This window comes from Kitasatospora sp. GP82 (assembly GCF_029892105.1).
Taxonomy (GTDB): Bacteria; Actinomycetota; Actinomycetes; order Streptomycetales; family Streptomycetaceae; genus Kitasatospora.
Map to the genome: position 1 here is coordinate 37,679 of NZ_JARZAJ010000040.1, position 21,603 is coordinate 59,281.

General features: G+C 71.6%; 14 protein-coding genes and 1 pseudogene. 10 read left to right on the forward strand and 5 right to left on the reverse strand.

Annotated features, from left to right (window positions below; genetic code table 11):
* Positions 1 to 72: 72 nt before the first annotated feature.
* Together P3T39_RS29615 and P3T39_RS29620 are read right to left on the reverse strand one after the other, a co-directional pair.
* Entirely contained in the window at positions 73 to 1,644 is a 1,572-nt protein-coding gene (locus P3T39_RS29615; RefSeq protein ID WP_280702281.1) for a TROVE domain-containing protein, read from the reverse strand.
* Positions 1,645 to 2,175: 531 nt separating this feature from the next.
* Positions 2,176 to 3,597 carry an MFS transporter gene (locus P3T39_RS29620; RefSeq protein WP_280702282.1) on the reverse strand — a complete coding sequence of 474 codons (1,422 nt, stop codon included), beginning with the start codon at positions 3,595 to 3,597 and terminating at the stop codon, positions 2,176 to 2,178.
* A gap of 1,063 nt (positions 3,598 to 4,660) precedes the next feature.
* On the opposite strand from P3T39_RS29620, the gene P3T39_RS29625 reads away from it, so the two are divergent.
* From P3T39_RS29625 to P3T39_RS29635, 3 genes are all read left to right on the forward strand, one after another.
* Positions 4,661 to 7,024, forward strand: a complete 2,364-nt coding sequence (locus P3T39_RS29625; protein WP_280702283.1) for an asparagine synthase-related protein — start codon at positions 4,661 to 4,663, stop codon at positions 7,022 to 7,024.
* A 174-nt stretch (positions 7,025 to 7,198) separates the two neighbouring features.
* Positions 7,199 to 7,693 carry a universal stress protein gene (locus tag P3T39_RS29630; protein WP_280702284.1) on the forward strand — a complete coding sequence of 165 codons (495 nt, stop codon included), beginning with the start codon at positions 7,199 to 7,201 and terminating at the stop codon, positions 7,691 to 7,693.
* A gap of 311 nt (positions 7,694 to 8,004) precedes the next feature.
* The gene (locus P3T39_RS29635; RefSeq protein WP_280702285.1) at positions 8,005 to 9,708 is read left to right on the forward strand and encodes a recombinase family protein; all 1,704 of its coding nucleotides are present in this window, start codon (positions 8,005 to 8,007) and stop codon (positions 9,706 to 9,708) included.
* 362 nt (positions 9,709 to 10,070) lie between these two features.
* Here P3T39_RS29635 and P3T39_RS29640 read toward each other — a convergent pair whose 3' ends face one another.
* Entirely contained in the window at positions 10,071 to 10,778 is a 708-nt protein-coding gene (locus P3T39_RS29640; RefSeq protein ID WP_280702286.1) for a recombinase family protein, read from the reverse strand.
* 367 nt (positions 10,779 to 11,145) lie between these two features.
* Here P3T39_RS29640 and P3T39_RS29645 point away from each other — a divergent pair, with 367 nt between their 5' ends.
* From P3T39_RS29645 to P3T39_RS29665, 5 genes are all read left to right on the forward strand, one after another.
* A complete protein-coding gene (locus P3T39_RS29645) occupies positions 11,146 to 12,360 on the forward strand; it encodes a helix-turn-helix transcriptional regulator (protein ID WP_280702287.1) in 1,215 nt (404 codons plus the stop codon).
* 87 nt (positions 12,361 to 12,447) lie between these two features.
* Positions 12,448 to 12,717 (forward strand): hypothetical protein, encoded by a 270-nt coding sequence (locus tag P3T39_RS29650; RefSeq protein ID WP_280702288.1) that lies wholly within the window; start codon positions 12,448 to 12,450, stop codon positions 12,715 to 12,717.
* Between the two features lie 10 nt (positions 12,718 to 12,727).
* Positions 12,728 to 12,904, forward strand: coding sequence for a hypothetical protein (locus P3T39_RS29655; protein WP_280702289.1), 177 nt, complete (start codon positions 12,728 to 12,730; stop codon positions 12,902 to 12,904).
* Positions 12,905 to 13,183: 279 nt separating this feature from the next.
* Positions 13,184 to 13,435 (forward strand): hypothetical protein, encoded by a 252-nt coding sequence (locus tag P3T39_RS29660; protein WP_280702290.1) that lies wholly within the window; start codon positions 13,184 to 13,186, stop codon positions 13,433 to 13,435.
* A 100-nt stretch (positions 13,436 to 13,535) separates the two neighbouring features.
* Positions 13,536 to 14,231 carry a DsbA family oxidoreductase gene (locus tag P3T39_RS29665; protein WP_280702291.1) on the forward strand — a complete coding sequence of 232 codons (696 nt, stop codon included), beginning with the start codon at positions 13,536 to 13,538 and terminating at the stop codon, positions 14,229 to 14,231.
* 19 nt (positions 14,232 to 14,250) lie between these two features.
* On the opposite strand, the gene P3T39_RS29670 is transcribed toward P3T39_RS29665, so the two are convergent.
* Entirely contained in the window at positions 14,251 to 16,413 is a 2,163-nt protein-coding gene (locus tag P3T39_RS29670; RefSeq protein ID WP_280702292.1) for a sigma-70 family RNA polymerase sigma factor, read from the reverse strand.
* Positions 16,414 to 16,682: 269 nt separating this feature from the next.
* Positions 16,683 to 17,939 (reverse strand): helix-turn-helix domain-containing protein, encoded by a 1,257-nt coding sequence (locus tag P3T39_RS29675; protein WP_280702293.1) that lies wholly within the window; start codon positions 17,937 to 17,939, stop codon positions 16,683 to 16,685.
* 369 nt (positions 17,940 to 18,308) lie between these two features.
* Here P3T39_RS29675 and P3T39_RS29680 point away from each other — a divergent pair, with 369 nt between their 5' ends.
* Complete coding sequence (locus tag P3T39_RS29680) at positions 18,309 to 19,694, forward strand: FAD-dependent oxidoreductase (protein ID WP_280702296.1); 1,386 nt, start codon at positions 18,309 to 18,311, stop codon at positions 19,692 to 19,694.
* A 355-nt stretch (positions 19,695 to 20,049) separates the two neighbouring features.
* Positions 20,050 to 21,117, forward strand: a pseudogene (locus tag P3T39_RS29685) (SpoIIE family protein phosphatase); the annotation flags it as partial.
* Positions 21,118 to 21,603: the final 486 nt, after the last annotated feature.

The following is a 21,603-nucleotide window of genomic DNA, read 5'->3' on the forward strand; positions in this document are numbered from 1 at the left end:
GCGGGTGAACTGCCCCGCGCCCCCGGGGCGGTGCGCTGGTGCCGACCGCGGAGCGATCCCACCGGCCAGGGGTCAGAGCCAGGGCCAGTCGGCGTCGCGGCCCGCCTCCAGCAGGGGGATCAGCCGGAACGCGGCGTCGCTGAGCCCGCCGAAGGTGTGCCGGTTGGCCGAGCCCGACGGCGCGTGGCCGGTGGCGTACCCGGCGAGGTTCCAGGTGTAGACCGGGACGTGGGCCGGGACGGGTGCCAGCGGATCGCCGCGCCAACTGCCGTACGCCTGCTCGTCGGTGATCACCACCACCCGGTCGTGGCCGTGGTGGTGGCGGGCGACGGCGCCCATGGTGTCGGTGCCACCGAGATTGTGGAACCGCTCCAGCACCTTGAGCACCGACTCGCCCCGGCCGACCTCGACCACCTGGCTGCCACTGCCGAACTCGACCAGGTCGGCCTGCTCGGCCCGGACCTTCAGCGCGGTGCCGAAGATCGCCGCCGAGTCGGCCCGGTTGAGCTGGCTCTGTGCGCTGGGCCGGTCGAACATCGAGCCCGAGCGGTCCACCAGGATCAGCGTCCGGCCGGGCAGCGCAGGCACGTTGGCCAGCGAGTGCCCGAGCGCGCGCTCCAGGGCGCGCCCCCAGCGCAGCGACGGCGTGTGGCGGTGCGCGGCCAGGTAGCGGAACGGGAACTGCCTGGACCTTGCCACCTCCGCCGGGTCGCTGATCCGGCGCGCCACCTCGGCGGCGACCTCGTCGCAGACTCCGGCTTGGTCGAAGTTCCGCAGGTTGCGCAGCAGCGCCATCGGGCCCATGGACGGGATGACCGCCTCCCAGACCGCCGCATCCAGCGGTCCCTGCAACCAGCCGGCCAGTGCCTCCCAGGTCAGCCCCGCCGCGGCCAGCCGCTCGGCGCCGCCGTCGGCGACGACGGCGGCCCGGCGCTGCGCCACCGGGAGCGCCAGCAGCTCGCGGTTGGCCGTCAGCAGCCGGTCCCCGGCCGGCGGCACGGCCTCGTCCGGGCGGTGCCGCCGGTCCAGCGCGTACTTGAACAGGGCTCCCTGCCACGGCTTTTCGGGGTGCGGCGCCGGGTGGGTGAGCTCCAGTACATCGCCGAAGCGGTACCCCTTGGAGGAGGTGTCGTACTTGAGCAGTGCCCGGCTGCTGTAGAGGCGGCGGGCAGCGTCGGCGACACCGCGCTTGACCGGCTGCGGCAGTCGGCGGCCGTACCTGGACGTCCAGTAGGCGAGGAACTCACCGGGCTCGTCCGGCCGTTGGAGCACGGCTTCGATCACCTGGCGGGAGTGTCCCGGTGCCTTGGCGTCCAGCCGGGCGCGGGTGAACTCGGCGGCGCCGACCAGGGCGGCGGTCCGCAGCTGCGCTTCGGCGCGCAGCCAGCGGAGCAGGAGATGCGTCCATTCGGGGTCGCTGACGGCCAGTTGGCGCACCAGCGCGGTGAACCGGTCGTCGCGGTCGCCACCACGCTCGTAGTACGTGTCCTGGCCGACCATATTGGCCACCGAGAGCAGGAAGAGCTCGGACTTCTCGTCGCGCAGGTACCCGGTGCCGCCCTGGTGGTTGACGGCGCGTCGCCCGGTGGTCGTCACGGGCGACACCGGACTCGCCTTGGCCCTGCGAAGGTTGAAACGCGACATGCTGAAGTCCCCCTGCTGAACGGTGAGAAGGGGGAGGCACGGCGGAGCAGGGGCGCCCGAGATCGGTGTCGGTTCCGGCGAACCGGCGTCGGTGGAGGTGACAGTCAGGTGCTCTGTCCGACTGAGCTACCGGCCGAGCGTGCGCTCGGACCGACCAGGACTCGAACCTGGCACCCCTGAGCCGGAAGTAACCCCCGCCTGCGCACCGGGCGCCCCGGTGCTGTGCCTCCCGAGATCAAGAGCGGCGGCGGTGTTTCGCGGGTTCGAACCGCAGCGCCCTGCCGAGGGCACCTGCCAGAGAAGTAACCGCTGCCTGCGCACCGGGAGGTGCGGCAGAACTATTCACGAATGGTGTCCAGAGAACAGAAGCGGCTGAGGTGACGAAGCTGCTCTACCAGTTGAGCTACACCGGCCCGAAGCCGGTGACGGGACTCGAACCCGCAACCCGCCCATTAACAGTGGAAGTAACCTCTGCCTGCGCACCTGGACGAGGACGACGATAGTCAGACCGCTCCCGGACCCGCATCCGAATTACGCGGGTGCCACCAGCACCAGCCGGGCCCGCTCGGTCAACTCCCTCACCCGGCGCTCGTCCTGGAACGGCTCGAGGCGGCGCAGCATCTCGATCACGTAGTCCCGGCTGCGCTGGGAGGAGATCCGCCCGGCCACCTCGACGGCGCGTTCGCCGGCGGCGACGGCCGCGTCCAGATCGCCCGCCTCGGCCTCGGCCATCGCCGAGACCACCAGGCGCAGGCCGTGCGAGCGGACGAAGCCCTCGGTGGGCCGGGCCAGTGCCTCCCGGGTGAACTGCCGGACCTTGGACGGCACGCCCAGGTCACGGAAGCACTCGGCGGCATCGGCGGCCAGCCGGTCGTAGGCGTAGAAGTCGATCCACGCCGGATCGGGATCCCCGGCGCGTGCCCGCTCCAACGCACCCTCCGCTGCCGCGAGCGCGGCCGCACACGCCGGTGCGTTGCGGCTCTTCGCCCGGGCACGGGCCTCCACCAGATGGAAGAAGCTCATCGTGCGGGCCGTCGCCAGTCCACGATTGCGCTCAAGCGCGGCCTGGGCCAGGTCCACCGCCTCCTCGGCGAAGCCCCGGTAACTGGCCTGGAGACTCATCGAGGCCAGCACATAGCCGCCGAGCGGCACGTCGGCCGCCGCCCGGGCGAGTCGCAGCGCCTGGATGTAGTAGCGCTGCGCCGCCTCGTGCTGGCCGGTGTCGAAGGCCATCCACCCGGCCAGCCGGGTGAGTTCGGCCGTCGCGCCGAACAGGGCGCGCCCGACCGCATCACTGTACGAGGCCAGCAGCAGCGGCGCGGCCTCCACCCGCAGGCACTCCGGCACCATCGAGGAACGCCAGTCGCCGCCACCGTACTTGGAGTCCCAGCGGCGGGCCTCCTGGGCCGCCTCGCGCAACTTGGCGGCATCCGAGTGGCCCACCCGGTAGCCGCTCAGGTCCGGCGCCAGCGCCTCCCGGGCCACCGAGCCGTCGACCGGGGTGATCAGCCAGCGCGAGACCGGCGTCGCATACGCGGCGACCGAGAACGTCCCGGCCAGGCTGTCGCTCCAGCGGCCGCCGCCCGGACCGCGACGCAGCTCCAGGTCCACCCGCCACAGGTCGGTCGCCGAGCGGACCGCCTCCGGGACCTCGCGCGGGAAGGCGAGACCGAGTTCGGGCGTCGGGTCGGTGTCGCCCAGTCCGATCTCGTCCAGTGGCACAGGGCGGCCGAGTTTGCTGCCGATCGCCGTCGCGATCAGATGCGGCACCGGGCCCTGCGGAATCATGCCCTTGCTGACCCAGCGGGCCACCGAGGTCTTGTCGTAGCGAAGGGTGAGTCCGCGCTGGGCGCCGAGGTCGTTGACCCGGCGGGCGAGGCCGGCATTGCTGATCTGGGCGAGAGTGAGGATCGTGCCGAGCCGTTCGTTCGGCCCTCGTGAGCTGACGGTCATGGTGGCGGCGGCACCCCCTGCGGCGTTGTGTGGCGGCTGCTGTGCGTCGGCTGCTGTGTGCTGGTGGTGCTGGTGGTGCTGGTGGTGCTGGTGGTGCGTGTGTCGGTGGTGCGTGGGTGGATGGTGCGTGGGTGGTGCGACTGCAGCGTGCGGTGGTGGCTCTCCTGCGGATCCGGTGAACTCCGCCAGTGCGAAAGGCCGCTGTGGAGTGAGGGGGTTCGCTCGGGGTGCCGGGTGCGGTGCGTGGAGCCGGGGCGCTGCTGCACCTAGAGTAGTCGTCCGCGTTCCGAGGGTTAAGGGCTCGCATTCCGGATGGCGGGATCACGTGCCTGGCCCGGTCGGGAGGTGGCCGGGCGAAGCAGGCGTGACGGCAGGTCGGGTCGCGCGTCCCGGACGGTCGTGCTCCGGTCCTGTGTCGATGTGCGCCCGGCCGTGCCCCCTGGCCCGAGCGGCAGGTGGGCGATTCGCTGGTGCCTGTGGGTCGGCCCGTCGTCGAGGACCCGGCGGGCCGGGGGACACCGCCGCCTCCATCCCCGCGGGCGGCGGTGGGTCCGGGAGGGCATGCGGATGCCCTCCCGGGCAGTGCGACGCCTTTCGGCCATCTGAGGATGTCCATGTCAGGACGCCGCGCGGGGCGGCCCGGGCCACGGAGGGGGAGGCCCGGTCCGCCCCGATCCACCCACTGCGGTCCCCGTCGCTCGGATCGTGCAGTGCTCGTCGCGGGTCGCGGGTCGCGGGCTGCGGGCGGTGGTCCTGTCCGGAGCGCCCTGGCGTGCGGTTCCGTCCGAGCCGAGAGGGCAACAACGGCCAACGCGGGCAGATCCGGTGGCACCATGTCTCCTGAGGGTGCGCCGGCGCCGAGCAGTCGACCGACGCATCTGGCACATCGTCAGGTGGAGGCGCGATGCGGTGGCTCACGGGCTGGAGCGGGGGCGCGCCCACAGCGAACGCGACCGCGCGGACGGGTGCGCACTCGGTGTCCCGTACGGAATCACGGGCGCGGTCCGGCGTCCAGGCGCCCCCTGGTGCGCTGGATCCTGACGCGGCGTCAGGTCGGGCGGGGGTGGATGCCACGGTCTTCGCGCCCCCCAGTGCCGTCCGACCGCTGGCCGCAACCACTCTCTGGTCCGGCCCCAACCCGCTCTGGGCGGTGGGCGACTGGCGTCCCGAGGAGATCCGCCTCGTCACCCTCCGGCCCGGCGTACCGGCCACCGTCACCACCGGCCTCACCACGCCCGCGTCGACCGAGCACGACACCCCCGCCACCACCCGCCTCGCCGTCCTCGGCCGCTGTGGTGCCTCCGACGCCGAACTCGCCGCGGGCCTCGCGTCGGCACGCGGCGGTGCCGTCCGCCACCTCACCGCCTGGCCCGGCAGCTACACCGTCGTCCTGCGCACCGGTACCCGCAGCACCCTGCTGCTCACCGACCTCGCAGGCGCACTCCCGGTCTTCCACGCCCCCTGGTACGACGGCACGGCGTACGCCACCGCTGCACTCCCCCTCGCGGACCTGATCGGCGCCCCGCTCGACACCGGCCACCTCGCCGCCCGGCTGGCCTGCCCCGAATCGCCCGAGGCCCTCGGCACCGGCACCCCCTACCTGGGGGTGCAGCGCGTCCCGCCCGGCCACGTCCTGGGCATCCGCAGCGGCCGCCCGTACACCGCCTCGTACGAACACGAGACCACCGGCGGACGGCGCGAGGAGGCGCCGGCGGTCCGCGAACTCACCCGCGCGCTGCTGGAGTCCGTCCGCTGCCGGGTCCGAACCTCGGCGCCTGCCGAGGACCGCCCCAGGCTCGGTGTCGACCTCTCGTACGGCACCGCCTCCGCAACCATCGCGCTGCTCGCCGCTGCGGTACCGATCGGCCCCTCGGCCGCCCCGACTGCCGCGGCGGGCCCTGCGTCGGCCACTGCCCCGGCCGCCATGCCGCGGAAGGGCGCGGTGAAGGGCTCGTGGGCCAGGCCGACAGCGACGATGTCCCGCCGGACGGCCGAGCAACCTGCCGGGAGCGAGGTACTCACCGCCGTCACGGTCGGCGAGACCATGGGCGGGGGAACGGGCAGCGGCGAGGCCGACGGCGGTGGCATGACACTCGCCGTCGAAGCGCCGCGCCTACAGCACATCGTGCTGCCACCGACCCTCCCGTACGCCGAGTTCGCGTCATCCGCCGGGCCGGATCCCGCGAGGCCCGACCCCGCTGACCCCGCCGAGTCCGAGTCCGAGTCCGAGTCCGCCGTGCCGGCTCCCCCCAAGACCGTCGGCCGGCCGGAGTCCACGGGCCCCACCGGCCCCACCGGCCCCACCAGCCCCACCGGACAGACCAGCTCCGCCGGCCGGGCCCGGGCCGCGCACGCCGATCCACCGGCCGATCCACTGGCCGATCCACCGGCCGGCCCGCTCACCGACGAGCCCGGACCCGCGCTGGTCGCCATGGCGCGACTGGGCGGCCGGTTCAGCGTCGGCGGCGCGGACCACCTCACCGGTTACGGCGCCCGCCACGTCCTCGACGGCCACCCGGCCCGGCTCGCCGACCTGGTCAGGGACGGCCGATCACGCGAACTCCTCTCCCCGGTGGCCGCGTTGGCCGGGGCCGATCTCGCCACGGCGGGCACCTTCGACGGTGCCGTCCGCACGCCGGTCACCGTCGTACGCGCCGCCCACCGCCTCGCCAGGGCGCACTACGCGGAGGCCCTCGACGACACGGCGGTACGTCTGACGGCCCGCCGGTTCGCCCGGCGCGGCCGGACGGCCGGCGAGAACTCGGCCGCCGACCTCGCCTGGTGCGTCCCGGGACCGGCCGCGCGCTTCCTCTCCGACGACGCACTCTCCGCCGTCGCCCTCCGCCTGCGGATCGCCGCCCGGGGGCCGGTGCCCACCGAGCCCCCCGGCGCCCGCCGGGCCAGGCTCGCCCTGCACCGGCGCGCCGCCGAGTACCGCACCCTGCTCCAGGCCGCCGAGCAGCACGGCCAGCGGCTGCACGCGCCGTTCCTCGACAACCAGGTGGTGCGCGCGGCCCGGCTGCTGCCCGACGAGATACGGCTGCAACCCGGTGCGCGGCACGCCCTGCTGCGGGCCGTCCTCACCGGTGCGGGCCGCACCGACCTCCCCGCCGACTGGGGCCGGGGCCCCCGCCCGGACCGTTCCGGCGCGGCCCGCACCGGCCTGAGGCAGGCTGCCGACGGGCTGACCGAGCTCTTCCAGCAGCCCCTGCTCGCCGAAGCCGGACTGATCGACCTGCCCGCTGTCCGCGCGGCTCTCACCCGTGCCGCCGACCCGGTCGCCGAGCTCCCGCCCGGGACGCTGGCCGGTCTCGCCGACCTGGTCGCCGCCGAACTCTGGCTCCGCCGCGTCCGCGCCCGCCGCCACGGCTCCTGCTGGACCGGTCTCCCTCAGCCGCAGCGCCCGGCTCTGCTCCGCCCGGCCTGACGGCCCCCGGCCGGGCCAGGTCCTGTCCGACGGGCCTCGGGCAGGTGGCAGGCCGTTCACCGTGCGGGGACGCGCGACCGCCGTCTGCGGAGAGGTCCGCAGTTCGGCCGGGGGTGGTTCGCGGCCGGGCAGGTGGTCGATCATGATGGGGTGACCTGCCCAGAGGAGGCCACCGTGACCGAAGCCCTCCCGGTGCTCGGCGAAGCGCCCGTCGCGGACCCGCCCGGTGTACTGGCCGCCTGTGACGGCTCGGACGGTTCGCTCTGGGCACTGGACCGCGCGATGACGGAGGCCGAGGTCTTCGGCCTGCCGCTCCGCGTCCTCGCGGTGGTCAACCCGTCCCCGAGCGGCTACCCGCCGGGCATGGCCGAACTGGTGCAGGAGAGCATCGAACGGCTGGTAGCCAGCATGTCCGACGGTCTGCGCAGGTCCGTCGCCGCCGTCCAGGTGGCGCGTGTGCGACCGTACGACGGCGAACTCTCGCTGCATGTGGTGCTCGGCAATGTGATCGAGATCCTGCTGTCCTGCACGCCGGGCCAGCACACCCTGGTGATCGGGACGCGTGGCAACGGCGGTTTCACCCGCCTGCTCCTCGGCTCGGTCAGCACCGCGGCCGTCCACCACGCCGCCTGCCCGGTCCTGGTCGTCCCCGCGCCACCGGCTCGCTGATACCGAGCCTCCCTGGCCTTCCCCGGTCCCTGCTGCGGGCGCATTCATGAGCGTGCACTCCCCGAGACGCAACAGAGCGCGCCCCCAAGCGCCCGCGCGCGGGAATTCCTGCAGGTGGCGGACGGTTCACCCGCCCGGCCCCCAACTCCCACCCCGACAGGAGCCTGCCGCCATGAAGGTCGAGATCTTCTCGGACATCGCCTGGGCCTGGACCAAGGGTGCAACAGGCCCTTGACCTGGGGAAACGCCGATTTGCGGAATCTTTCCCACTCCAGGGTTACCAGTAAGGCCCTGCGACGGAGTGGGAAGCGATGGAACGCGCCGACATAACGACCCTGCGAGCCCTTGGGTTCGCCGACGATGAGCTGAAGACCCTCGGGCTCTGGGAGCCCGCCAGTGGGGAGCCTGTGACCCTCGCTGAGGCGTACATCCGCCGCAGCCAGAAGCGAGACGACGTCACGACCCTGCGCAAGCACGTTCGCGACGTCTGCCGCGCTGCCGCCTTCGACGGGGTCCGCATCCGGCACGTGTGGTTTGAACAGAAATCGGCCAGCAAGGCGCACGTCCGCCGCGAGGAGTTCGACAAGGCCACCCGCGCTGTCCTGGACGGCCTGAGCAAGACGCTCTACGTATGGAAGACCGACCGGCTGTCCCGCCGGGGCATGGGACAGGTCGGGTTGCTCCTGGACGACTTCGACAAGCGCTCTGGACGCGTCGTCAGCGTGACGGAGGGACTGGACTCCTCCAAGGGCTCCCGGATGGTCTTTGCCATTCTCAGCGAGCGAGCCCGGGAGGAAGCCAAGGACATTGCGATGCGCGTGAAGGCTGGCAAGGACGCCCACCGTGCTGAGGGCCGCTGGACCGGCGGAGTGACGCCGTATGGCGTGTACAGCCCCAAGGGTTCCGGCCGGTTGGCGCCCCATCCCACTGAGTATCTGGTCTCCCGCCGTATCGCTGACTCGCTGCTGGCTGGGTTCACCCCGGCCACGATTGCGGCGATGCTCGTCAGCGAGGGTGCGCGCACGCGCACGGGGAAGAACTGGACGGCCACGGGCATCATCTCGCTGGCGCACTCGCCCGCGTGGGCTGGTCTGCTGCCCGACCGGGAGCGGATGACTGACGAGTTCGGCGCACCGTTGGACAAGTGGCACCGGGCGTGCAGCCCGCTCATGGGGCCGGACGGCCACCCAGTGTCAGCGGGTGAGGGTGTCGTCGCGTTCGCAGAGTGGTCGAAGATCCAGGCTCTCCTCGCCTCCCGAGCTGTGGAGGGGTCCGACTTCGGGAACCGGGCGCGCGGAAAGCGTAGGCCGGTGACCCTCCTCTCGGCCCTCCTGCGCTGCCCGCACTGCAAGGGGCCGATGCAGAACGCCGGAGTCTCGTACTACTGCCTGGCGCGCAAGCAGTCCGGCCCGACGGCCTGTCGGGGGATCACGACTGAGCGTCAGCGCGTGGACTTCGCTGTGTACGTGCTGTGGCTGAATCACATCATGTCGCTGCCGCCGGAGTCAGAGACCATCCACGAGATCGCGCGGCGGTGGCTGTCCTATCAGGACCCCGAGAAGGAAGCCCGAAAGGCTGCCGTCAGCGCCGCTCTGGACAAAGCCGTCAGTCGGGAACTGAGGCTCCAGAAAGAGTTCTTCATCGGCGGCAGCGTGGATGAGACCACCTACGAAGTGCTTCGTCGTGAGCTTTCGGCCCAAATCGACGGTATGAAGCGGGAATTGGCCGAGCTTCAGCGGGAGGCAGATCTCTCCCCGCTGATGGACGCGGAGTCCCTGGCGGCTCTCTGGGGCACGGCGGGGGTGGAGGGACAGCGCGCGCTGCTGGCTGCGGCTCTGAGGAGCATCACATTGACCCCGGCGCGGTTCCGGGGGGACCGGACGCCGATCGAAGAGCGGCTGATCCCTGATTGGCGAGACGAAGAAGGCCGTGCCAGCTGGCCGGAGGTAGCGCTTGACGCCGTGAAGCGCAGCCGTCTGCGGCGAAAGGAGAGGGTTGCTTTGCAGGGCACCTGAGCGCCCCTCTGGCGCCCTTTCAGCCCCGCTAGGCCCCTGTGGTCCGGCGGGGCTTTTTTCATGCCCGTGGACGGCCGCACAGGCTTCCGGCCGGGAGTCGCGGGGAGATGCTGGAGCCTGGCGCGCTCCCACAGCGGAGGAATCCAGGCAATCGCCCCCCCGGCGATGTAGTTATGTAGGTTGGACGCTTGTTCTGGTAATGCCTATAGAGTTCTATAGGGATACGCAGATCGAGCCTCAAACCTACATACCTACATCGCCCGGCGTCCGGGAACGACAGAGGGACCACCTACGAGGTTCGTAAGTGGTCCCTCTGCTGTGCTGCGCCCTACATGGCCCTCGATGGAGAGCCGGGCGCAGCGTCAGGCCACACCGGCCTTCTGGCAGACGGAGCGGACGGTCATTGCGGACCAGGTTGCGGCACGGCGGGGAGGCAGGCCCTCAGCGTCGAGAATCTCACCGATGGCCCGGTATGACTTCCCCTCCGCGCGTAGCTGCAAGATGCGGTCACGTGCGGCTGCTTCGGCGGGGTTGGGCGCGCTGTCGCGGTCCCGGCCCTCGCCCTCGCCGTGAGTGCCATAGGCGTACGCGCCGACAGCCTTCCGGCCGGAGGCTTGCTTGGCTGCCCGGCCGTCCCGGAGCCTCTTTACCACCATTCGCCGGTCGAGTTCGGCGAAGACTCCGACCACCTGACGCATCGCGGTGCGCATCGGGTCGTCCGGGTCGTCCTGGTGGACCTCTCCAGTGTCGGCGGTGAAGACGTGCCCGTTGTCGCGCCACACGATGGCCAGGGTGGCTTCCTGGACGGTGAGCGCGCGAGCGAGCCGGTCGAGGCGGGGGATCAGAAGTCCCTCGGCGTCGCCCTCCCGGATCATCAGGAGAGCCTCGGACAGGCCGGGCCGGTCGAGTGCGTCGGTGGCGCCGCTCACGCCCTCCTCGCGGACCATGCGCACGATGCGGTGACCATGCGCTTTGGCCCACGCCTTGACAGCCTTCTCCTGGACTGCCAGCCCGTAGCCGTCAGAGACCTGGCCAGCGCCCGAGACCCGGATGTAAGCGACCAACCGCATGGTTCCCCCTCAGATTTCGTAAGTCTTTCCGTGGAAAAACTTACACCGCAGGTCAGAGGGTTTCAAGACTGACGGCCCCCTGGATCTAGCCTCCAGCGCTGCGCGCGCGGCCGCAGGTTGGCGGGTCGTTTTTGGGGCTGGCCAGTGTGACTCCCAAAACGGACATTAGGGTGCATGGGGGGCATATCGTTCTCCAGGTTGTCACGCGGAAGGGACCCGGCCACAGGGGGCGCGCACGCCGCCGCGAATTAGAGACCGGGGGGTATCGGGCGGGCGTGCCTCTAGAAGGCCCTGCGCGGCCCCTCTGGCGGCCTCAGGTGGGCGGATCGCTACTCCAGCGGCTTGCGCCGGGCGTACCGTCTGCATCATGGCGAGCGAGCATCTTGGGGATCGACTGGCGCGACTTCGCCGGTTGGCTGATCTGACACAGGAAGGCTTGGCGGAGAAGTCTGGCGTCTCCGCTGACGTAGTAAGGAAGTTGGAGCAGAAGCGCAAGCATTCCGCCCGGCTGCCGACGCTCCACGCACTTGCCAAAGGGCTTGGCGTAGAAGTCACTTCACTTCTGGGTGACCCTCCAGCTGTGCCGTCCACAGGCGATGCTGAGCCGCCGGAATTGGTGGCTGTGCGCCGGGCAATCATGCCGCCGCTGTTCGCTCCACCGCCGGTTGCCGATGGGGCCGACACACTGTCCCTCCCGCTGCTACGTGCAGAGATCGCCGACGCATGGACGCTTTACCACGCTGCTGACTTCGGACGCGTGATGGAGTTGCTTCCCGGAATCATCGCTGATGCTCGGCTAGCGGCTGCCGTCGGCAAGGGGCGTGACCGGCTGGAAGGCCAGCATGCTCTAGGCAAGGCATTGCAGCTCGGCGGGCACCTTGCTATCCGGCTCGGCAAGACTGATCTCGGGCTGTCTAGCTTGGAGCGGGCCATAGCTGCCGCTGACACGTCCGAAGACCCGCTTCTACCTGCGATGATCTGCAACTCAGTGGCGTGGGCCTACCAGCGTCAGAACCGGCTAGACGACGCGCAGAACCTCGCTGTCCATGCGGCCGATGGTGTGGAGCGCGACCACGCGACCAGCGCTGAGGGGCTGCGGGTGTGGGGTGGCCTAGTTATGTCGGCGGCCACGAGTACGGCGCGCAGCGGGGACTACACGGGGGCGTCCGACATGATGCTGACCGCCGAGGAGGCAACCGGTCGCCTTGCTCGCATGCCCGCCACTGCCGACGGCCGGATGGTGAGCGTTTTCAACCGGTCGTCCGTCCGTATCGAACGGGTCCGGCTCGCTGTCCAGCATGCCCGGCCGGACGAGGCGTTGGCGCTAGCGAGGGGCATCCGGCTGAGTGCCGACACGCCCCCGTCGTGGCGTACCTGGCTGCTCCTGGACGTTGCCCGCGCGTACGCCGACATGGGCGACGCTGCCGGGGCTGTGGCGACGCTGGAGAGGCTGCAACGGGTCGCGCCGGGCTGGATGCGGCATCACACTCTCGCCGTAGCCATCGTGTCCGATCTCTGGGCGGGACCAGCGCGACCGCCTGGCCTGCGCAAGCTCGCGCGGCTCCTGGGCGTTGCCGAATAAGCGCTCAGAAGTAGGACGTTCCGTCCCTGTCGGCGGTACTCCCGTGACGGGAACCTCTTCGTGTTGATACGGAGAGGAGTCGCGCCCGTGGCGGGAAGTACGCGCACAGCCAAGACGTATGAGGAGTACAAGGCCGAGCGCCGCAAACAGGTAATCCCGTCCAAGGGTTGGCGTCCGCTGGACGACTACGACCCGGCGACGGCCGCCCGGCTGCTGTCCGTGCGTGGCACGCCCCGGGATTGGCACTTCTGCGAGTGCGGCAGCGAGAAGTGCCCTGACAAGGGGAAGGCCGACGGCAGCGCGCTGGGGCTCCACCTGAGCCGTTCGATTCCCCCGGCGGTGAACGATGCCGCCTGAGCAGACCGTCATGGAGAGCAACCCCCCGGGCGTGACGGCGAATGACTGCCCGTCCTGCGCTGGCTTCGATGCTGTAGCCGCGAAGTACCCGGAGAACCGGACGATCCTCAACATGGTCTCCAAGTGGCGTGCCCAGCACGCCGATTGGGACGAGTGCACCAACCCGCGAGGGGGCACCGGTGATTGACCCCCGACCCGAACTGACGCCCGCTGAGCTGCCGGGCGTAGAGGCGCTGCGACGCCGAACCATGATCCTTCGATCCGAGACGCGCCACAGGCGCAGGAGGATGCTGCACGTGCCTTTCAACCCCCACCGTCCGCAGTCCGGCATGTTCGACAGCCACGGGGACGGGCACCCGCCCCGGTCGGCCTACCTGCCCGCGCACAGGGGCTGTGAGCCGGTCTCTGAGCCCCTGGGGGGCGACGTGGCGACGGATGCCGCTCCGGTGGCTGAGGAGGGGCAGGAATGACCGTCAAGCAGCGTCTGCGGTTCCGGGAGTACCACGTCAGGCACAACGCGGAAACGGCCCCCGTCGGCATCGCCCGGTGCACCGATGGTGAGGGGCTGTGCATGTGGAGCACGGACGGTGCTCCGGCGAGCATGGACGACCTGACCAAGGCCATCTCTGCGCACACCGCAGAGTCGGGCCACACGGCCTTTCTGCGGACCGTCACGGACGCCGTGACCGTGGTACCCGGCAAGTGGGACGGCGAGTAGCTGCCCGCCCCTAAGCGGCCCCGTCCGTGCGTCGTCCCCCGTGGCGCATGGTCGGGGTTTTCACCCGTCTGGGGGGCGCTCGCGGTAACCTGTTGCTCCCTTGGTTCATGGATGCCCTTGGTGCTTCATCGGTAAGCGTCGCTTCGAGCAGGCGCTCGACCGCTTCCCGGGCAAGGACGAGGTCGAGGTGGTCTTCCGTCCGTACCAGCTGGTCCCGGACGCCCCCGAGCAGGCCACACCGCACCGCGCCTGGCTGGCCGAGCGCTACGGCCCGCAGTCCGTCGCGATGGACGCCCGGGTCGCCGAGCTCGGCCGGGCGGAGGGCATCGACTACGACTTCGACGCCGCCCTGCACGCCAACACCTTCCTGGGCCATCGTCTGCTGCACCTGGCCGAGAGCGAGTACGGCGCCCGTACGCAGGTCGAGCTCAAGGAGCGCCTGCTGAAGGCGCACTTCAGCGATGGCGCGGACATCGGAGACCGGGAGCAGCTCACCGAGATCGCCGTCGCCGCCGGTCTCGACCGGGCCCGGGTGGCGGAGTACCTCGAGGGCGAGGAGGGCACCGCCGAGGTCCGCGCGCAGCTCGCGGAGGCCCGCGAACTCGGCATCACCGCCGTGCCGACCTTCGTCTTCGAGGGCAAGTGGGCCGTCCAGGGCGGTCAGGAGGCGGCCACCTTCCTCCGCGTCCTGGAGCAGGTCGCCGCCGAGACCGCCGAGACCGCCGAGACCGCCAAGACCGCCAAGACCGCCGAGACCGCCGGGGCCGCTTGCACCGACGACAGCTGCGCCGTCTGACGGCGGTCCGGCAGCCGCCTCAGGTGCAGCTGAACCGTGCGTCCGCCCAGTCGGCGAGGCTGACCAGCTCCCAGCTGCCGTGCGCCGGAGTGACGACGAGCCGGATCGTCCGCCGGCCGTCCAGCCCGACCCGCAGGCGTACGGGGGCGTCGCCCTGCTCGAACTCGCCCGAGCGCCACAGCGTCTCGCCGCCACCGTCCTGCACGCTGAAGACGACCTTCCCGAACCGCACCGTGGCGTCGTCGAGGCCGGCGACGGCCTGGAAGGACGAGCAGCTGCGGTTGAGCTCCACGGTCACCGTCGAGTCGGGGCCCACGCTCAGCCCGTGCCGGTAGTGCCGACCGCTGGTCCAGAGGTCGTCGCGCTGCCAGACCCAGTCGCTGGTGCTGCGCGAGATGCTCGGCCCCGAGGGCGGTTCCCGGTCCGAACCGTGGCTGAACGGGAGGTTGTTCACCCAGTAGTCGGTCGGCGGGACCGGCGGCGGGGACGGTGTCGGGACGGTGGGCGTCGGCACCGGCGCGGGGGTCGGCGGTTCGGGTGTCGGCGGTTCGGGTGTCGGCACCGGCGGGACCGGTGGCGGGGACGGGACCGCAGGCGGTTCGGGCGTCGGGGGCCGTTCCACGGGCGGAGCGGGGGCGGACGGGGCCGACGAAGCGGCCGGGCTCGGCCGCTGGGCGGGTGCCGGCGCCCGCCGGCTCGGTGTGGGCGTCGGTGTCGGTGTCGGTGTCGGCGTCAGCGTGGGCTCGGGCGTTGCCGAAGGCGACGGTGCGCCGGCTGGCGCCGGGCTCGGCCTGACGGCAGGCGTCGACAGAACGGGCGAGGAGGCCGCAGGCGCGGCTGCCGGCGGCTTGGGCGCGGTCGTACTGGTCAGCGCGTACGCGGCGACGGCGGCCGCCGCCGCCACCGCGATACCGGCCGCGATGGTCGTCTTGGCCGCGGTGCCCAGGCCCTCTGCGGCGACGGCCCCGGCGTTCCCGCCGCCTGCCGCCCCGCCCGCCCCGGAAGCACCGGCGGCGGCTCCGCCTGCCGAACCGCCGGTGGCCGCGCCACCGGCCACCGCCGTCGCCCCGACGGCACCGACCCCGACGGCGGCCGCCGCTGCGGTGAGGTACCCGGCCCCGACCCAGACCAGCACACCGCCGGGCAGGAGTACGCGCAGCCCGGTGTTGATCTCGGTCAGTTCCAGGTATGCCGCCGTGCAGCGATCGCACTCCTGGACGTGCCTGCCGACCTCCGCCGAGGCGCGCTTGCGCAGCGAGCCGCGCGCGTACGCACCGAGCCGGTTGGCGTACGCCTCGCAGTCCTGGGCCTGGCTGCCCGACACATGGGCCTGCAGGAAGCCGGCGGCCAGGCGGTCGCGTGCCCGGTGCGCCTGGACGGCCGTGGCGTTGGCGGTCTTGCCGAGCATCACCGCGACGGTCTTGGGCGACTCCCGCTCGACCTCGGTGTGCCAGAGCACCATCCGGTCGTCCTCGGGGAGTCCGACGAACGCCTGCATCACCATCCGCTGGTCGGCCATGGCCATCGCCCAGGCGTCGGCGCCCGGGTCCGACAGATCGAGGTCGTCGGTGGCGGCCGAGGTCTGTGCGAACGTACTGAAATCGTTGACCAGTTGCTCGCGCCGTTCGCTGCGCGCCCAGGCGGCGGCGACGTTCCGGACGGCCGTCAGCAGGTAGGCGCGGACGGCGAAGTCGGGGCCCTTGCCCGAGCGCAGGGCCTGAAGGGTGCGGGCGAAGACCTCGCCCGCCAGGTCCTCGGCGGTGAAGCTGTCCCGGCAGCAGGTGCGGGCGTAGCGGCGCACCGAGTCGGCGTGCCGCCGGTAGATCTCCCCGTACGCGGTGTCGTCCCCGGCTCGTACCCGGGCGGTCAACTCGGCGTCGGACGGTGGGCGTTCCCCGTCCACGGGGTCGGCGGGGGCGGGAACCACGGCGCGGGCGGGGCCGTCCTCCGGCCGTCCGGCCCGGTGACGGCCGTCGCCGACGAACGCCTCCGGGGTCACCCCGCCCCGACCGGCCGGGGCCTGGCCCGGCACCCGGCCGGACAGTGACTCGCGGATGGGCATACCGCTCTGGTCGGGTACCTGACTCGGTGTCTGCCCGGCTCGGTGGCCGGGCACCGGGGACGGCGACTGTCCAGGCAGGTCGAGGCCGTAACCGTGGTCGTTCTGCTCCTCGGGGCTCAATGCGGCCTCCAGTGCTCGGCACGGCCCGCGGAACCGCCGTTGCCACGGTTCAGGAGGCCGCGACCCCCAGCACATCCGCACGGGACGGTACGCCGATGTGTGAGTGCACCCTGGGCACCCGCAGTCGGGCGAACGGCACGCAACGGGACAATGGCTCCAACCACGGCCAAAGAATGGCATAGTGCGGCGGCCACCGGTAGCCGGATCGTCGGCGACCCACTCTTCCGGGCAACACTTCGCGGGTGTGTTCGAGCGGGAACTGTCGTGCGTCAGCGGGCTCGTAGACCGTGCAGCAGGATCTGCAGCAGCCGGTCCGCGGGCGAACCGTCCGTCAGGCCCGCCACTGCCCGGCCGTCACGATCATGGATACCGTCGCCCTCCCCGGCTCCGACGCCGATTCCGGTGCCGGCCCCGATGCCGAGACCGCTTCCGGAGCCGGAGCCGGAGCCGGAGACCGAACCGACCACGGCCTCGGAGCCGCGCGCCGGGTGACCCTGGATCACATGCACCGGCACGGCGGCCGTCAGTACCAGCACCACGTCCGACACCGTCACCCCTGGCCGCAGCTCGCCCGCCGCACCGGCCCGCGCGACGAGCGCCGCCAGCAGATGCAGCAGCAGCCGGGGATCGGCGTCGGTGGAGGGCTGTGCCTCGGCCCCCGACCCGCGTTGTTCGGGCACCCACGGTTCCGGGAACCCGAACTCCCCGATCCGGCGCTGCCCGAAGCCCTGCTCGGCAAGGCTCTGCGGCGCGAATCCCGATCGGCCGTGGCCCGGTTGCCCGAGGCTCTGCCCGCCGAAGCCCCCTCCGCCTGCCTGGCCGAAGCGCTGTTCCGCGAAGAACTGCTCCGGGGCGCTGTGCTCCGGCAGACGCTGTTCGGGCACGTGCGGCGCGCCCGCCGTGCCGAGCTCCTCCGCGTACCGGAAGGCCGACGGTGGCAGGAGTCTTCCCGCGCCCGAACCGACCGCCCGCGCCAGGTAACCGGCCAGCGCCTCCCACGGACCCGCGCTCCCGTACAGCGACTCCCGTGCCTGCGCGGTCAGCCAGGCGACCTCCTCGGCCGCGATCCGCTGGACCAGCACCTCCTTGCTCGGGAACCGCCGGTACACCGTGCCGACCCCGACCCCGGCCCGCCGCGCCACCTCCTCCATCGGCGCGTCGTAGCCGAGTTCGCCGAAGACCTCACGGGCCGCCCGCAGGACGCTCTCCAGGTTCCGGCGGGCGTCCACCCGCAGCCGGGCCGGGCCGCCGCCGCGCGGTGAGTCCTCGGCCGAGCCGCCACAGCCCCCGTGCGTGCCGGACACGCCGGGCGTGCTGTGCGGGGACTGAGCCGCGGTGCCGTACGTCTCGTGGTCCCCCGGGCCGCGCTGTTCGGGCACGATCCCGCCGATCCCGCCGAGCGCACCGGGGCCTGGAGCACTGCCGTGCAGTCCGCCTCCGTGCAGTCCGGCCCCGCCGAGGCCGCCAGTGCCGCCCTCGGCTCCCGATGACACCGGGTGGCCGAGCACTCGTTCTTGATCCGTCATCCCAAAACCTCCCCCGCAGGCGCCCGGCAACGGGCGTCACTGCCTGGCCAGTTCGCACCCCCCCGGTGCGCGCAGTACCGCCGTCCGGGACCGGACGGCCTTCCTGGACCACCCTTCCCCGGTTCACCCTGGCGCAGTCGGACACGCGATGGTCGGTACCGGTCGTTCCGGCCCGACGCACAATCCGACCATAGTTCAAGGAAGTTCGCGGTAGAAGTGGCCCTAAATCCCGGCCCGGAGGCAGATCGGGCCCATCCGTAGCGGAGTCCAGCCCACCGCTTCCGGTACGGCCTGTGGACAAGAAGCCGTCCGGCAGGGCGTCATTGAAGGCGTGAAGCAGGTCACATCGGCAGGGGGTGCCCCATCAGGATCCTGATCGTCGGCGGTGGCTGCGCCGGAATGTCCGCCGCACTCCGTCTCCAACAGCTGCTCAAGCCACAACTCGGCTCCGGGCGAGCCGAGATCACCGTGGTCGAACCTCAGCCTTATCTGACGTACCACCCACTGCTCGCCGAGGTCGCGGCCGGATCCATCGACCCGAGGCATGTGGTCGTACCGCTGCGCCGGGTGCTGCCGGACTGCCGGGTGCTCACCGCCCGCATCACCCGGATCGAGCACGCCGCCCGCCGGGCCTGGATCGACACCGCACCACGCGGTGAACGCGGCACGCCCACCGAAATCGCCTACGACCTGCTGGTGGTGGCGCCCGGGTCGGTCTCCCGCACCGCACCCGTCCCGGGACTTGCCGAGCACGGCCTGGGCTTCGCCACCGTCGGCGCGGCGGTCGGCCTGCGCAACCACGTCCTGGAACAGCTCGACCTGGCCTCCTCCACCCGTGACCCGGCGCTCCGCCAGGCCGCGCTGACCTTCGTCTTCGTCGGCGCCGGGTACGCGGGCGTCGGTGCGCTCGCGGAGCTGGAGGACATGGCCCGCTACGCCGTCAAGGGCTACCACAACCTCGCCCCGGAGGACCTGCGCTGGGTCCTGGTCGAGGCAACCGACCGGATCCTCCCCGAGGAGTCACTGGACCTGGCCGCCCACACCCTCGCCGAACTGCGCGACCGCAGCGTGGACGTACGCCTGGGCACCACGCTGGAATCCGCCGTGGACCGGGTGATGAGCCTCTCCGACGGCAGCCGCTTTGCCGCTCGCACCCTGGTGTGGACGGCGGGCGTACGGCCCGCGCCGTTGCTGCGCGACACCGACCTCCCACTGGACGCGGCCGGCCGGGTCCGCTGCCTGCCCACACTTCAGATCATCGGACCGGACGGCGAGCCGCTTTCCGATGCCTGGGCCGCCGGTGACTGCGCAGCGGTACCGGCCGCGCCTGCCCCATCAACCTCCTCTGTCTCCTCGGCCTCCTCTGTCTCCTCGGCCACCGTGCCTCCGGTCGATGTCGAGCTCTGTGCCCCGAACGCGCTGCACGCCCTTGCCCAGGCCCGCCTCCTAGCCGAGAACCTCGTCGCCGTGCTGGCCGGCCGCCCCCAGCGCCCTTACCGGCCCGAACGCCAGGACTGCTCGACCTCGCTCGGCATCGGCCGGGGAGTCGCGCACACCAAGCGGGGCCACCTCACCGGCCGTCGCGCCTGGTGGCTGCACCGCGCCCGCCACCTCCAGCGGCTGCCCAGCCTGGACCGGCGGGTGCGCATCCTGACCGGCTGGTTTCTCGGTGGCCTGTTCAGCCGCGAGGTGGTCTCGCTCGGGTCGGTGGAGCACCCGCGTTCGGAGTTCGAGGCCGGGTTCCCGGAGCGCTGAGGCCGGATGAACTCGGCCCGCCCAGGGGGTCGTACGACCTGCTGCCGCGCGACCCGGACGCGCTGCAATGGTCATACGACTTCCGAAACCACGTCTCGGCCTGACAGGATCTGCCCAACCAAATCATTACGCCCAGTGCTGCCCTGCGCACCAAGTGTGATTATCTGTTCGGAAACTGACCGAGGAAGCGGCCGAGTTGAACCTCATGCGCTGGAGCGCCCGGCTCACCGGAGCCCCGTGGCGCACCGCTCCCATCACCCCGCCCGCCGACCCGGTCACCGTCCCAGGGCCGCGCGACCCCAGTGCGACACCCGGCCTGCTCGACCCGCGCGACATCCACGAGCTGTACGACCTCAGAGACGTACTCGCCCGCCTCCCCGCACCGGTCGCCGTCACCTACGGCCCGCTGCACCAGCTCGGCTACGCCAACCGCGCGTACCGCGAACTCTTCGGCGAACGCACCGGCGGGCTGCCCGCCTGCGAGGCCCTGCCCGAACTCGCCACTCTCGGGGTCCTTCCGCTGATGGACCAGGTCATCCGCAGCGGCCGACCGCGCAGCGTCAAGGCGCGCTGCATCCTCGGCCTCGGCGGCAATCGCTACTACAACATCTCCTGCGTCCCGCTGGGTGGTGAAGAAGAAGAGGAATCAGGGCCTCCGGTCGGCGTCCTCATCTTCGCCGCCGAAGTCACCGACCAGGTCCAGGCCGCGGCCCGCCTCCGTGAAGCCGAACGCCGCCAGCGCGAGGCCGCCGTCACCCTGCAACGCAGCCTCCTGCCGCAGAAGCTCGAACAGCCCGCCGACCTCCACGTCGCCGCCACCTACCAGCCCGGCGGCGCCGACGCAGCAGTCGGCGGTGACTGGTACGACGTCATCGGCCTCGGCGGCGGCCGGACCGCGCTGGTGATCGGCGACGTCATGGGCCGAGGACTGCGCGCCGCCGCCGTCATGGGCCAGCTGCGCACGGCGGTCCGCGCGTACGCCCGCCTGGACCTCCCTCCCCACGAGGTCATGTGCCTGCTCGACGGACTTGCCATGGAGATCGACGCCAACCAGATCGCCACCTGCACCTATGCCATCTGGGACCCGGCCCCGGGCGCCCTTCTCTACGCCTCCGCCGGCCACCTTCCCCTGCTGCTCCGCTGCCCCGACGGCACCGTCCTTCGCGGTGAGGAACAGAACGGGCCACCCCTCGGCACCGGTGGCGGCGCCCACCACTCCCACACCCTCCGCCTGCTGCCGGGCACCACGGGCGTCCTCTACACGGACGGCCTGGTCGAACGCCGGGACGAGGACATCGACGAGGGCCTCGACCTGCTCGCCCGAACCCTTGGCGGAGCCATCGGAGACCCCGAGATCGTCTGCGCCCGCCTGCTCCGCGCCATGGGCGTCACCTCCGAGCACGACGACGACGTCGCGGTACTCGCCTTCCACGTACCAGCGGCCCCGGCCCTCGATCCGTCCCTTGACTCGGCTGTCGTGGAGGTCTAGTGTTCTCCGAGCTGCCTGGCAGGGAGCACCGGACACGCATCGGCGCGGACGGTCCCGGGGTAGCCAATCCTTTGAAACACCATTTCTTCTCTCCGTGCTGAGCTGTGCCTTGTCGCGTCTCAGTGCGAATTGCCGTCTGCGTGTTTCCGGATTGCAGCCGGATTCGCTTTGTGAAGCGGGGATCGGCTAAGGTTCGAAGCGTCGGAGAGGCCGTCAGGCCGGTTCCGACAAAGCCTCCTGAAGGCCGGGAAGCGTGAAAGACGGTCAGAGAGATCTGATAGAGTCGGAAACGCCGAAAGGCCGAAGGAAAGCGAGTCGGGTGAGTGAAACTCCGGAAAACGGAGCGGAAAACATCTGATAAGCTGGAAACACGAAAGAACGAAGCGCCCGGAGGGCCCGCTGGAAGGCGGCTCGAAGGAA